Annotated in this window: 13 protein-coding genes; 2 read left to right on the forward strand and 11 right to left on the reverse strand. The window is 36.5% G+C overall.

What is annotated here, in order from left to right; genetic code table 11:
- Nucleotides 1–4: 4 nt before the first annotated feature.
- The 7 genes from LV85_RS06800 to LV85_RS06830 all read right to left on the reverse strand — a co-directional run bounded on the left by LV85_RS06800 (nucleotide 5) and on the right by LV85_RS06830 (nucleotide 10556).
- Nucleotides 5–1129, reverse strand: a complete 1125-nt coding sequence (locus LV85_RS06800) for a phosphoadenosine phosphosulfate reductase family protein (RefSeq protein WP_111317452.1) — start codon at nucleotides 1127–1129, stop codon at nucleotides 5–7.
- Entirely contained in the window at nucleotides 1130–4345 is a 3216-nt protein-coding gene (locus tag LV85_RS06805; protein ID WP_111317453.1) for a hypothetical protein, read from the reverse strand.
- On the reverse strand, nucleotides 4338–5198 hold the full coding sequence (locus LV85_RS06810; RefSeq protein WP_111317454.1) for a DUF4007 family protein: 861 nt from the start codon (nucleotides 5196–5198) through the stop codon (nucleotides 4338–4340). The genes LV85_RS06805 and LV85_RS06810 overlap by 8 nt, the downstream gene beginning before the upstream one ends.
- 178 nt (nucleotides 5199–5376) lie before the next feature.
- Nucleotides 5377–5940: a glycoside hydrolase family 15 gene (locus LV85_RS06815; RefSeq protein WP_111317455.1), complete on the reverse strand. Its 564-nt coding sequence runs from the start codon at nucleotides 5938–5940 to the stop codon at nucleotides 5377–5379.
- A 2-nt stretch (nucleotides 5941–5942) separates the two neighbouring features.
- A complete protein-coding gene (locus LV85_RS06820; RefSeq protein WP_111317456.1) occupies nucleotides 5943–8081 on the reverse strand; it encodes an AAA family ATPase in 2139 nt (712 codons plus the stop codon).
- Complete coding sequence (locus tag LV85_RS06825) at nucleotides 8078–8311, reverse strand: hypothetical protein (RefSeq protein WP_111317457.1); 234 nt, start codon at nucleotides 8309–8311, stop codon at nucleotides 8078–8080. Before LV85_RS06825 ends, LV85_RS06820 begins: the two co-directional genes overlap by 4 nt.
- On the reverse strand, nucleotides 8304–10556 hold the full coding sequence (locus tag LV85_RS06830; protein ID WP_111317458.1) for a DEAD/DEAH box helicase family protein: 2253 nt from the start codon (nucleotides 10554–10556) through the stop codon (nucleotides 8304–8306). The genes LV85_RS06825 and LV85_RS06830 overlap by 8 nt, the downstream gene beginning before the upstream one ends.
- A 231-nt stretch (nucleotides 10557–10787) precedes the next feature.
- Here LV85_RS06830 and LV85_RS22370 point away from each other — a divergent pair, with 231 nt between their 5' ends.
- Together LV85_RS22370 and LV85_RS22045 are read left to right on the forward strand one after the other, a co-directional pair.
- Nucleotides 10788–10916, forward strand: a complete 129-nt coding sequence (locus tag LV85_RS22370; protein WP_262510135.1) for a hypothetical protein — start codon at nucleotides 10788–10790, stop codon at nucleotides 10914–10916.
- Nucleotides 10917–11047: 131 nt separating this feature from the next.
- Nucleotides 11048–11206, forward strand: a complete 159-nt coding sequence (locus LV85_RS22045) for a hypothetical protein (protein WP_158531153.1) — start codon at nucleotides 11048–11050, stop codon at nucleotides 11204–11206.
- A gap of 186 nt (nucleotides 11207–11392) precedes the next feature.
- Here the strand turns inward: LV85_RS22045 and LV85_RS06835 are convergent, their stop codons facing one another.
- From LV85_RS06835 to pdeM, 4 genes are all read right to left on the reverse strand, one after another.
- Nucleotides 11393–11644 (reverse strand): hypothetical protein, encoded by a 252-nt coding sequence (locus tag LV85_RS06835; protein ID WP_111317459.1) that lies wholly within the window; start codon nucleotides 11642–11644, stop codon nucleotides 11393–11395.
- Between the two features lie 51 nt (nucleotides 11645–11695).
- A complete protein-coding gene (locus LV85_RS06840) occupies nucleotides 11696–12526 on the reverse strand; it encodes an alpha/beta fold hydrolase (protein ID WP_111317460.1) in 831 nt (276 codons plus the stop codon).
- Between the two features lie 432 nt (nucleotides 12527–12958).
- Complete coding sequence (locus LV85_RS06845) at nucleotides 12959–13270, reverse strand: hypothetical protein (protein WP_111317461.1); 312 nt, start codon at nucleotides 13268–13270, stop codon at nucleotides 12959–12961.
- A gap of 198 nt (nucleotides 13271–13468) precedes the next feature.
- Nucleotides 13469–14110, reverse strand: a complete 642-nt coding sequence (pdeM, locus tag LV85_RS06850; protein ID WP_111317462.1) for a ligase-associated DNA damage response endonuclease PdeM — start codon at nucleotides 14108–14110, stop codon at nucleotides 13469–13471.
- Nucleotides 14111–14118 lie beyond the last annotated feature (8 nt).

Genomic DNA, 14118 nt, shown 5'->3' on the forward strand with positions numbered 1-14118 from the left:
TAAATTATATAAAACAGCTAGCACATCCCACTCCTTCAGCGGCCAAAATATCATCTTGCCAATTATTGTCAGATTTACTTTGCTCGCGGTGGGTTCTTAAATAATGTTCTTTTTTGATGGCGATCACCCGCTCAGGCTGAGAAAGTTCTTCTAAAGTTTCTTCTTGCATCCACGTATAGCCATCTATCTCATAGGTCTTTGCCTTTTCAAAAAGCTGAGGATGTTGCTCCAATAGCCAAACCCATTCTATCTTTTGCTGGTAAAAGCAGAAAAAACAACCAGATCTACTTCTAGCATAAACACCCTTCTTATTCTCTCCATCAATTTCCACTTCATAATCCAGTTTATTGTAATACCCTGGAGCTCCAACTCCCGATTCCTCTAAAATCTGAAATACATCATCCAGTCTTATGATGTCCTCATTTTCTATCAGTGGAAATGAATTCAGCTTTCCAATGGGATAATCTGTTGTCTTGAGGAACTGGAAAACTACTTGATTGAAAGTCTTCACTCCTATTCGCAACAGAGCTTCCAATTTTTGCTTTTGGGTATAGCTAGTATTGATAGGTTTGGAAATATAATGTAATGCTTCCTCTAACTCCTTAACCTCCATCGCACGCTCATACAAGAGTACCAGTTGGTCAATATTCTGGTTAGACAGAATTTTCTTAATTACATCTTCACTCCAAATATTTTCCCGGAAAGGAAAAATGGACTGTACATTGGATTTCTTGGAAATATAACCTTCTCTATCTTCATCACCGCGGATGCCCACGTAGGAGATTGTAGGTTCATTGCCTATATAGTTCTCAAAAGGTTCCAGCTTGAGCTTTTTGGTACACCATCTTGCCATAGAACTTGGAAGATATCCTCCATAAAGCTCTAAGAAATGATCAAAGTTACTTTCAGCATTGGTGTTATTTTCTTCAATAGGTTTAATCTCCGTTATATCCTTACCAAGCGCACTCTTTAGCCTCTCAATGAGCGCATAGGTCTCATCCAGCTCCCTTCCGGTATCGCTAGTATAGTAATCTATTTCTAAATCAGGGTAAAGTCTCCGAAGATACAGAGCCAAAGCAGCAGAATCCTTACCGCCTGATATCCCTAATACATGTCGAATTTTTGCCATTTATAAAAAATCTTTTAACAATCTAACTAAAGCCGCCTTATTAAGCAACTTGCTATTACTTTTTAATAAGGGATTCAGCTGATCATAAAGTTCACTGACTTGCTCCTGTTCTTCCCTATTCAAAGAAATCTTATCATGTAAGATTTTTCCAGTTTTGTCAATCAAATCAAAGGTATAGGCCTCATTCTCTTCCAGCTTCAGAAATTTGTGAACCTCCTGCACTCGATCCAAATTAGCAAATGCTTCTTTGAAACTATCCAATAAAATACCCTCTTCCTGATCGTTCAGTTGTTCTATGGATTTACCTAATAGTTGATCAGCCAATGACTTAAGCCAGCTGTCTCGATCATCTAGTTTGGACATCAGACGGGTATGAAATACTTTGAACTTGGGAATCAACAAATGGGATTTAACCCCCTTGTATTTAGTCTGCAAAGAAGATTTATAATTCGCAAAGTCTGCTTCTTTTATGGAAGTGACTTTAAGCAAACTAGATTCTATTCGGTTAAGTAGCTCATCATAAGCTGTTCTCAGCTCATAGATCGCTCCGTTTAGGTGATCTACAAATCCTTTTAGTACAGCGCTATCTTCTTCAAAGCTAATTTTCCCATATCCTAATGCTGTTGGAATTGATTCGAATAAAGCCGTTGCAGGGTCTTCCGCTTTTTTAATAGCATCCCTAAAGCCTTTGGCCTGATGAGTTAACTTGTTTGTTTGTAATGTATATGCTGGAAGATTACGATTAAATCTTACAAAGGCACTGAAAATTCGAATAAAGCTTGTGCCTTGACCTACACCTTCCGACATAGCCGTTACCTCTCGGTACTGATGAAAAAGATCAATTTTAACTCCTTCAATTTTATAGGACTTGATGCTAAAGTCAGCTGGTTTTTTATGAATCAAATCCAGTACATCATTATCTATATAAGGTACGTATCCACGTTCATTATGAAAAAGCGCGAAATCTTCTTTTTTGATAATCAGAAAAATCGGCACCCAGAATTCCACAAATCCCTTTTTTAGTTTGAGATCTCCTGATTTCAATTGCTCGTAAAGCTCATTGAGGTTCTTCTTTGAAAAGACCGAAGATTCCATAAACTGTATGCTCTGCTCCCAAAGTGGTAAATAGCTCTGGTCTGTCGGAGCTCCAAGCTCATATATGGAATCTTGAAATCTGTGAATTCCTGTATCTTTCAATAAAGATAAATAGATCGTCTTTTGGGGCGGGAACCGATCATTAGAATAGCCTAAATCTTCCAAATGAGCATTTTCAAGCAAATCCGAAAGCAATGCCTTTCTGGCTGTCATGATAGGTGTACTCAGGTACTCACGATTTGCCAGCTCATTTCTGAATCTTGGTGTAAGTGCATATTTCTCCTCACAGAATTGGGAGATTTTTTTATTGAAGTCCGTTTTCGAAGTTATTTCGATTTCCTCGCCATCGTAAATCCAAAAGGAATCCGGGGATCTGGAAAACAGGTAGCTCTCGATCAATTCCGAGATTTCATTCTCAAGGTAGATCAATTCATCTATAAGCATTTCCTGTGCTGGGATATCATCCTTTGCGTCGGTTTCCATTACTGCATTAATCTTGCCGACTTCAAGAAGTAAGGCTTTAATCTTAACTAATGAATTCACTACCACAAAAAGCTGGGGATATTTTAGCTGTGCAGAAATCTCAGTTAGCTGTTTTTTGACTTCTTTATCCGTGAAGAGAATATTTACATAGCCATCTAGTTCTCCTTCCGGTTCTGAGAAATCAAACTCTTCTGCAAAGCGATATTTAAACAACCTAAGAGTGCCAAATCTGTATTGGTATGCTTTGGCCTGCACAATCGGTAGATTAATATAACGCTTCAGTTGATCCGTAACAGGCAAGTCTTTATTAATCTGCTTATCAGCATTCTCGACAGCCTCCTCTATATTGAGTGTAGTACCAGTAGTAAACTTAAACTTATTGGTAGCATGAGAAAAAGAAATTAACCGCTGACCTTTCAGTGTCCTAATTACCTTTTCTGGATTAGCCATTCCCATGTTAAGCCTAGCGTAATCAGAAAGTATTTTTTCATCCCATGTCCCAAAGTCCCTTGCAAATAAATTTACAAGAAGAATAGTCTTGAGCAGATTTTCCATTTGCTCCAATTCCATGCTATTGGAAGCAACTAGACTAATTTTTTCAAAAGCTAAAAATGCGCTCTCCCATTGAGTTTTATCTTTATTGGATTTTCTATCTAGAATATAACTTGATAGTGTGATAGAGAGGTAATCATAAACCTTACCTAAGTGGTAACCTTCACCACTACTGAGATCCAACCCTTTCAAACCGACCTTTTCATTTGATGAAAGAAAAGTAAACAAGGAGCGTTCATTTTGACCATAGCGTGTCAAGGCATTTACCAAGACATAGGCTGATAGATAATCCAGAGGATACAGTTTTCTAGCAAGATCACTATCCAGTATCCCTGTATTATTAATCAAATTGGATTTTTGAAGGAGGCTCTTCAGTTCATTAAACTTACTTTCATCCTCAATCTTAAATCCCATCTCCTGCTGTCGCTCAGCAGCAAGAAAGAGCAACTGCTCTATTGGCTCATTGAAACTAACATCAAGCAGTCTTCCTCTTACTTTTTCCCATTCATTCCGCTCATTAGCTTTGAGGTTATAGAAATAGGAACCAAAATTTTGATGAAGCGCTGTAATCAACAGGATATTATGCTCAGGAGTATTGGTAAATTCAGCCAGCTCTTGGATGAAATACAGTTCAGATCCGGGATCATTGGCTACTGCATATTCCAAAAATTTACCGAATTCATCGATAACAATAACTACACAGGAATTAGCATTTGTCTTTGCTACAAGTTGCTGCAAAATAGCCTTAGTAGTATCTTTTTTAACGCCTAGTCTTTCAGCAAAAGCTTCCTTAAAAGACCGGCTTTCACCAATGAAATTGATGAATTCAAATGACTTAATACCATTAAAATGCCCATTGACCGATCCAAAGTAAGCATCACTTTTGCCCTCCAGGTTTTGCTCCAAAGCCCAAAGAAAACTGGACTTACCTGTCCCATAGGAACCAATAATATTGAAGGCCCTGTGACCTGTCCTAAAGTTGTTTGCAATACGCTCAAAAACCTGTTTTGCATTTGGCGTGGCTATATAATGGATATCCCTAGCCTGATCACGAATTATATTTGTAGAAACTGAAAACTCAGTCATTGTAATATTTCTCTAAAATTTCCCACTTGTCCAAATTTGGATCAAGCTGTACTTCTTTCCTTCCTGCATCTTCCTTGAAGGTTACTTGTCCGGGAAACATCTCACATAGTAATCCTATATGCCGCTCTACACCTTCATTGGTGCAAACTAGCGCATCACCCACGGAGTCAATAATCTCTTCAACTGCTATCGATTCTCTAGCCGGAAAGGAATCCAATATACAATAGAGAAAGATCAAGGATGGGACATCCTTTTTTTCGTCGACCCGTAGCTGATAAGTTACTTCCTTACTCGAAATAGGCACCTTAGAAATCAGATTTAATTCTAAGAACATGGAAGAAAGATCGTCTTCAATTCCCTTACCTGACTTTTCTTCCACAAGATACATTTTGATAAATACCTTAACGTCGTTTTCCAGAGTTTTTGCCGCAACTTTCCCTTCCGATTTAAGATTTAGGAACTGCTGCAGTTGGTTTTTTTGGAACTGATTCCTGTGTCTTGACTTTCTAAACTCATTAAAGAACAATGGATAGATGCTCGCTTTACCGAATTTAACCAAGTGATACTGCCAAATCCAGAGACTACCCGGAAACTCCAAATACTCGTCATAACCTCCTCGACTAAGCATGCTATCAGCTAATTCCGAAACAGTTCCATCTTCATCTTTTACACCAAATGCCTTAAGCCAAAAGTGAATTGAAGAAACCATATTTTTACCTACTCCGAGCTTTAATACAGCATCATCAGCTCCAAAATCACCTTCATTATCCAGGAAATCCACTCCTTTTTTGAGCCAAAAGCTTCGGCAGTGAAAAGTATCGTGTCCTGTAAAGGTGAGTTTTTCGGATTGCATTGGTGATTTTATTCTGAAAGTTGGAAAGACAAAATAAGGGAAAATGAGTGAACTTTCTTCTTTAAAATTTGAGTAATGATCCAACCAACTGCGGATCAATGTATTTCAATAATCAATTGATTGGAAACCTACAACTTTATTTGAATGAGTCATAAAATAATATGATTATCCACAATCTTTACAGATCTTCAATGGTTTCAATTTCAACATAATTGTTAGTTTTAGTTAAATCTAAAATCAAATCTAAGAAACCCGTGTTTTTGAAAAAATAACTTGGGTTTTCATTTAACTTTTCTTCAATTTTATAGAAACCATAATTAGCATATTGTTCCATTGTGTCAATTAAATAATCAATAGCCTTACGCTCTGTTATTTCTTCTTTCTCTAGAGCAATCAAATCCAATTGGTTTGATTTGGCGATCAATGCAGAGAAAATGTATTCTCTTAACTTTGGATATCCCTTTCGGAATTTCTTGGAATCCAAGTTCCCCCAAAACTGAATAGGCTGCCCAAGTACTTTTGTTTCGCCATTTAATTCCCTTTTCTGATCTGAATACAAACCAACGAAAAAAGCGTAAATATAAAGTTCATATCCAGCACCAAATATTTTCCCTTTACTCGACATTGACTCTACAGAACCTCCTCCATATTCCGTAAATTGCCTTATCTGGGTATCTTCAAAATTGATTTCAAATTTTGGGTTTCTCCTAGACCACACATCATATAAACTGTCTTTTGCCATAACTACTCTTTTATTAGGGTTATCCTTGTCTGAATGGTTGACAGGTCTAAATTATTGAAAGGGCGATGTTTTTCCATTCTGTATATTGTACAATTCTGGGCTTCTATTTTGCTGTTTTCCAGTGCTCCTTCTTCAGTTAGAAAGCTCTTTGTGAATATGATACACTGTTTATTAATATCGGCTATCACTTTAAAAAAATCACTTTCTTTTTGTGGAGAAAAAGAACTGGTTGGAGCATCAAAAATTAAAGGATAGTCATTCTCTCGTTTCAAAGCCGTTAAATCTGAAACTGCAAACAGAACAGCCATATACATGGTGGTTTTCAAAGCTTGATTTGGACTAGAAATGAATGTATCATTTCTGTCCTGTAGAGCAATTCTTGCCGAACCATCAGGGGATTTAATCAGCCTAATTATACCATAAAAACCATCAATGTTTAATCTTTTAAGATATTGGTTTGCTTTGTCTTCTAATTGATTAAGAAAATCTCGAGTATTTTTTTCTTTTGAGTTTTTGAAAGCATTTTTTATTGAATCAAAAGCCTTGTGAATTTTTCTATATGTATCTGCAACAGAACCTCTTGCTAGAGCGTCATATTTCTCCTGAACCGATTCCAACTTTTGCTCTAACTGAGTTTCTTCTATTCCAAGCACAACAATTTGACGTTCTGCTTGGCTCTTGTAATCCCACCAATTTTTAATGTTTTCATAGGCATTTTGTAGTTGGACCTCGGTTAATCCATCATTTTGAGCTAATAATTTTTTCTTATTTTCCTCTTCTATCAAAATGCTTTCTTGAATTTTATTGGATTCAGCTTTTCGGGCTTCATTAAAAGCAATATTCTCTTTGATAGTATTTGTCAAACTATTTACTTCTGCTTGAGTATACTCTAGATTGTTGCTTTTCTGCTCTAATTCTCTCAAAAAATTATTTGGGAACAATGCTTTTTCTGCTTCCTTTTCTGTCGGTTTTTGACTTTCAATTAAACTATTAAGCTTTTTAACCATAAAATCAAAGGCTTCTGTTCCTTCCTTCGCTTCACGACCGCAAACTTTACAAAATTCATCTTTAATCATCTCCTGCATAGATATTTTGTCAGGAATATTTGGAGATAAAGGAATAATTCCTTCAGAGAATTCCTTAGCTAATTCTTGTTTTCCTTTCAATTTATCTTCTTCACGCTCGAGTTTTCTTTTAGTCTTGCTAAAAACAGAAACCTTCTGTTGAAATTCATCAAAAATTGATTGAAACCCCGATAAAATCCACATCTCATCCAATAACTTAATAGAATAATCCTCACTAATAAAATTTTCTATTTTTCTCTGTTTTTCTCTTAACGATTTTAGCCTTTCATTTATGCCTTTAAGCAGTTCGCTCGCTTCTTTACTGTTTTCAATTTCGTCGAGTTTGGAAGAGTAGTTTGTTGCGTTCTCTCTATTGTTACGCAGTCTCTGCTTGACATCACCTAACTTCCTCCTCAATTCCTCTAACTCATAACTTAATTCCCTTTCTTGTTGAGAATTCTGTTTGTCTGATTTCATTGCCTTTTCAAAAGCTTTTCGAGATTGGTGTTCAGCGTAATCCGTAAAACTTGAATTGTCATCTTCTCCATTAAAATATGGCTCAAACTGCCGGATATTTGAAAACGTTTCAATTAGATAATTCAATGCATCAGGATTGTTGAAAACGTTTAGGTTTTCTTCTCCTTTAAATAAACAATATTTTCTAATAGCTGTTTCAAAACAGCGGTCTAACAAGACACCTCCCTGAATTGGAGTACGCTCAGCACCTTCATTTTGATAACCTTTGAATTGAAAATCACTTGTTTTAATTACGTTGTCGTTGTTTTTTGCAAATGAAAAAGACTTTTCTACAATTTTTTCTCCGTCGTGGTCAAAGATCATTGAAACACGTAATATGTCATTTTCAAATTCGGGTAATTCTGCAATTTTCTTTTCTGAAATTAGTCGAGAATCTAAGTTTTGTTTTGAAGTATCAAACAACCATTCTAAAGCCTCAAAGAAAGTAGTTTTACCGTCTCCATTATCACCAATGAAAATCAACAATCCATCATTGAATTTAATGGTATTTACACCATAATAACTTCTAAAGTTTTCTATCGTGATTTCCTTAATAATCATAAAATAGTTTGATTTAGATAGTTAACCACTTCATTGTACGTTTCTTTAAAAACACCTTTATCAGAGTTCCCTCCTACTCCTTGAATAATTTTAGCAACAGCTACTACTATTGGATTTTCAGAATCTAAGGCATCTTTCAACGTACTATATTCTTCTGGATTATATTCATATGATGACTTAAGCTTTTCATCTGAAAGAACCAATTGTAACATTTTATCTTTGTTAGTCATTTTGATACAAGTTTAGACTGTAGTAATTCATAGTATCTAAAAGCACGCTTATCGTGTGAGAACTATTTTCGGAAAGCAAGGCAAAATTGTTCACTCGTTCCAACTCCTTTTTCAGCATGCTTCTTTCCATGTTAAAATTTTCCTTATTGGGGTTGACCTCCGGAACGACAACTAAATCATGGATATAAGCAAACTGCTTATCTTTATGTTTTCGGAGTATTCTTCCTCTCCGCTGCACAAATTGTCGTGGATTTCCTGTACTAGCACAGAAAATTGCCAATTCAGAACGAGGTACATCTATTCCTTCGTCCAAACACTTCATTGAAGTAAGTACATCAATTTCTCCCTTTGAAAATTGCTCTAGGATATACTCCTTATCATTTGTTCCAGAAATAAACTTCTTCGCAGTTATCCGTTTATCAACCTCTTTTACAGTCCTCGTAAAAACATCTATTAAATAGACAGTATAATTATCATTTATCTCTACATCAATTTCTGAATAAGGGTCAGTTTCAAAATAATCATTGGGATCGGTTCCTTCTGGAACATACACTAGTGTATATTTTAAGCTTCCTTTCTTTTTATATTGTTCCGTCAAAATATCACGAAAAACAGCAATCTTGTTGATTGCTTTATGGATTATTCGTTTTCTTGCCAATAATAAAGCTGTAAGAATTGGGCTATTACTAAAACTATCTGAATCACTTTTGTAGAATTTTGATATTTTTAGAGATAGCTCGATATAATCTTTCATTTCACATTCTGTCAGAGAAACTAAATGAGGATAGTAAAAATAACGACTCAAAACAGGGGAAATATTATTTTCAATATTGCCATTTATTGCCAATTCCATTGAAAATTCATATGTGTAGTTTTCTTCACTATTAAAAAAAGTAAATATCTGTTTCGTCCCTTCTTCATCAAATTGTCGTTCGGGAGTTGCAGAAAGTCCAATTCTTCGTTTGCAGTTAACTTTGGGTAAAAGTTTTAACAACCTACTAGAGCCCATATTATGGCATTCATCAGCAATCAGTAAAGTTTTGGGTGGTAGAAGATTCAACTCTGCAAAAATATTTAGTCGGGAGAATGAAGCATATGTTGAAATCACGACAAAGGAAACTTGCTCTGTAGGAAATAATTTTTCTCGTGTCAGGATGGATGCAAAATCATTTTTCCACCGACTTTTGGAACAAACTTTTACAATTGAAGTGAAATTGAATTTTTTACACTCATTTCCCCACTGATTAACAAGAGTAATTGTCGGCACAAGTATTAAGGCCTTGTAATATCCTGTCTTTTTATAAATTTCGAGTAAGCAATTTAAGGAAGTGATGGTTTTACCTGTGCCCGTGGCCATTGCAAATAAGCCTTGCTGATTGTTGTTTTTCCAATTCTGAAATGCAATTCGTTGATATTCTCGTGGACCCTCTGAATATGGAAATCTCGGATTCCTGAGAATTCTTTCTATTTCCTCCTCTATTTTTATAATTAAATTAGTAGTTTTTTTTGATGAGTAGGATTTAAGCTTTTTCGAAAGAAGTGCCTTTCCATCTTTTAACAATTCATCTAATTCTTTGTCGCCATATTCCTCTTTAATCATGGTTTTTACATCTTCAATTTCGACATATTCAACATCCTCTGATTTATTGGAAAAGATATTTTCAAAGTATTTTTCAGTTTCTTCAATTCTAGCAGAGTCAGTTTTATCCCATCCCAAAAAGGCACTAAGCTCTTCCATATTTTCCAACATACCATATGCAGTAAAGTTAGAAGAAGCTTTAAAGCCTACTTTTCCTTCGCTATCATAAAACACTCCACTTTTCGGATGAGAAATCCCTTTCTTATTTTTTGGTCTTACAAGGACAATTTCAATTCGTTTTTTTGAAATTAACCAAGCAATACATTCAAAAAAATGCTTTCCATATTCATCTAGACTAAAATTTATTTTTTTAATATCTGTCAAATCAACTAATCCCTCAATTCGATCAGGTTCTGATGCTAATACTAAAATTTCTTTATCACGTATGGAGAGAATATCATTAGCTATAACTCTCATTTTACCTCCATTGGCCAAAAATTTGGCAAAGCCTAAAGAAAGTACACTTATTGCAGCAAAACTGAAATAACCTAAAAGCAGGTCAAGGTGAGTTGAATTTGAAAAGGCCGATAAATAAAACTCAATAGGTTCCCTTTCGGTGTTTGACCTATACTCTCTTGAGAGCGGGAAATCCATTTCTTTCAGCATAAAAGTTAATTGATTAAAAAGAATTAAAAACTGAAGTAAAATCTAAATGCGGTAGAAAAATAAGTGTATAGTTTATTTTTTCCTAATCCAGGACTAACCTTCCATGTAATAATTTATATTAATGGGGGAAGTGACTAGAAAGCTATTTATTGAAACTTGTCTTTGTTTAAATCGAAAGAATTAGTCTATTTCAGGATTTACAATAGATTTCACCCTACAAACTTTTTTAAAATGCAAGAAGGTATTTATGAATCTCTGATATCCAAGCTGGTACAATCCAAGCTTGATGAGTTGGATCAAAAGGTGTTTTTTGTAGATCAGAAACCTATCGATAAAGCAGAAGCTAAGGATGTGCATTAGTAGTATTTCTCGGATTAGGCGATGCCAAACATTTTGAAAGTTTTCAGAACATCCTCGGAGGTGAGATTAAGCTAGCTGAGTATAAAGGTCGATCACTTGTATTTAGAAAAGTAAGCTTGACCTGGGGAAGCATGAACTACGAAGATGCAGCAATCAAATCAATCAAATACCTTTTAGAGCAAAGTCCATTTCAGACTGCTGACTTTACCGATTGCTTTTTAACAAATGAGAAGTTTGAGTGGATAGGTGAAATAGAGATGGAAAGCTTGAAACAGGAAAGTCACTCCTGATTATAAGGAACTTGAACGAACCCATCCCTCCATTTCTCTACCAAGCCTCAGCAAAGCTCTCGATGGGATAATTAGGCGTAGAGGCATTGGAATTTGACTAAAAGCAAGTTGGGTATATAATCGACAATAGGAATGGACAATAGCCGCATTCCTATTGATGGGGAATAGATTTACAATAAATCGGATCTATTTCATTCTATCAAACTTGTCTTTTTTCACCTTAATTATTCTCTTTCTGAAAATCAGATATACTATTAATATCACTACCGGTATCACTATAAAAATCACCACATTACTGGTTTTGGATAGGTCCACAGGACCGCTGGGCTTGGGTATATTCTCCTGATATTGCGCATAAGATATGGCTGGAATCAGGAGAGTTATGAGCAACAGCAGATTCGAAGTTTTGAAAGGCTTGAAGATTTTTCGGATGTTCATTACAAAATTCTTTAGGGGTTGAAAATGAATTGTAGCACCGCTTATTCGTTCTTATTTCTTCAAGAAATCAAGCAGCAATTTATTCACCTCATCTCTGTGCGTGAGGTTCAAACCGTGTGGAGCTTCGGGAATAAGGTGTAATTCATTTTTGGCAATACCTTCAGCCGCTTGTTTTGCCGAGGTCTTATAAGGGACGATATTATCTGCTTTGCCATGTACTATCAATGTGGGAACATCTACATTTTTCAATTCATCTCTAAAGTCCGTAGTTGCCCAGGCTTCTGCGGTTTTGATAGTGGCAATAGGAGATGCATGGGAAGCGATGGAAAAATCATAGTCCAAATTGGCCTGACTCAGCCTATCTTTCAATTCCTTGAAATTGTAGAAGTTTTCGTGGAAACCTTTAAGGAAACCTATGCGGTCTGACTTCAGAGCATCCATGATGCCCTTGAGATCTTTTTGAGGCACTCCATCTGGATTATCCGGCTTTTGGCCCACTAGCGGAATAATAGAAGCGATCAAAGCTGCCTTCACTACTCGATCACCTTCGTAATCTGTAAAGTACCGAACTACCTCTCCTCCACCCATACTGAAACCGACCAAGGTCACCCGATTGAGATCCAGATGCAAGATCAACTCTCTCAGATCCACGGTCAGAGCGCTATAGTCAAAGTCAGCATATGGCTGGGAAGATTTGCCAAAGCCTCGTCTGTCATAAGCAATCACCCGATAACCTGCATCTACCAGTGTAGTGATTTGTCCTTCCCAGGCTTGGTGACTGAGTGGCCAACCGTGGATTAAAATAATAGGGTCTCCCTTTCCGTAGTCCTGATAGAAAATTCTGACCTTTTCATTTCCGTTTTCATGTTTTAAAAATGGCATAGCGAGTAGAGTTTTGTGCTTGTGAATCAGTAAAACTCCAAAAGCGATGCCAGTACCAAAAACCGATTTTCAGTCATTTTAGAGGCATTAATCAAGGTTAACCAGTAAAAATCCTTTCCCTCATCGGGAACATAATTCCCTACCTAGCCAATTAAAAATATTAACCTATCCTAGGTTGCTTTTCCCTAATTACTCCTAGAAAAGCGAATATCCATATTCCGTAATGACCGCAGTAACGATTTCTATAACTGCATAGACAGAAGTCCCCATACTCCAATTGTTTACCTATGCTTTTATTGCTTATGACTCAATACAGCTTCATAGGAGAATTTCTACCAAAAAAGCAAAATTGGGATTAGCTCAGCTTGTCTAAATCCGACACTCTTCAGCTCCTATAAAAAACTGATTATCAATATTTATAATCGCTATTGATTAATGTCCGAGCGAGGGGTATGGAGCATGTACCCTTGCTTCTTTGTCCTTCATGCTTGCCAATCGTTTACACTCCGCTGCACAGGCGATGCATGCATCTACACAACTTTGCATCATTTTTCCTATTCCTTCTCCTACGGATTCACAGGCGACCAAACAGTCATTACAAGCTCCTATACATAAGTTGCTAAGCTCAATACAGCGCTCCCTCCCAGGAATTTGCTTTTGAGTTTCGATTAGTATCTGACAATCCTTAATACATTGCTCGAGTATATCTCTGTAATTGGACGAGGATGAGGTTAGCGCTTTCATATTACTAGGGTTAGATTCACATAAAAACCCCCAAATATGTCGCCAGGAGAATCAAACCTAGCTGTATTCATTACAGAGATGGATAGTGGATTTTTATGGAAATGAACTGGGGAATTTTCTTAGGAAAAAATTTCTCAGATCGTAGAAGACTTGGTGTACTTGAGACTTTTGAAATAAATAAATATCCCACTCTTTCTGCTATGGCAATTCAAGCACTTCATCCTGAAAGACTATAAACACCTTAGCTCCAGCCTCTTTTTTCAGCATATGCAAACCAGTCAGTTGACCAAAGGCAGGCAGTACCAAACTTTGGCCCTGTAGATAAAAACAAGGCAATCGAAAGCTTTGTCTTCCCTGGGATTTTATCATAAATCCTGGATGTATATGGCCGGAAATATTGAGCTTTTCATCTCTGCTCTCAGTCATCGGCTCATGCCTAAGCAGCAGATGCTCTCCAACTGCCAATTCTTCCACTATCTCCATTGGAGTATCCTTCATCACCGTAGTTGGCAAAATATCATGATTGCCCTTAGTCAACACAAAGCGTATAGCAGCATGCCGGCTTAGGAAGTTCTTCAATCCTTCCCACTCCTTATTCAGACTGCTATGAAACAAATCACCTAAAAAAACCAGCGTACTGGGTTCTAGGGCACTTATCAATTCGTCCAAGCGTTTCAAATCCGGTGAGCTACTTGGTAGAGGAATCATAATACCCGCCTTGCGAAAATGAGAGGCTTTCCCCAAGTGTAGATCTGCTACTATAAGAATTCCATGATCAGGTAAAAAAGCAACTTTCTCAGGTAACAATTGAATTAATTCCTCTTTGTAATAAAAATCCATAGTTCATC

This window comes from Algoriphagus chordae, assembly GCF_003254055.1.
Taxonomy (GTDB): Bacteria; Bacteroidota; Bacteroidia; order Cytophagales; family Cyclobacteriaceae; genus Algoriphagus; species Algoriphagus chordae.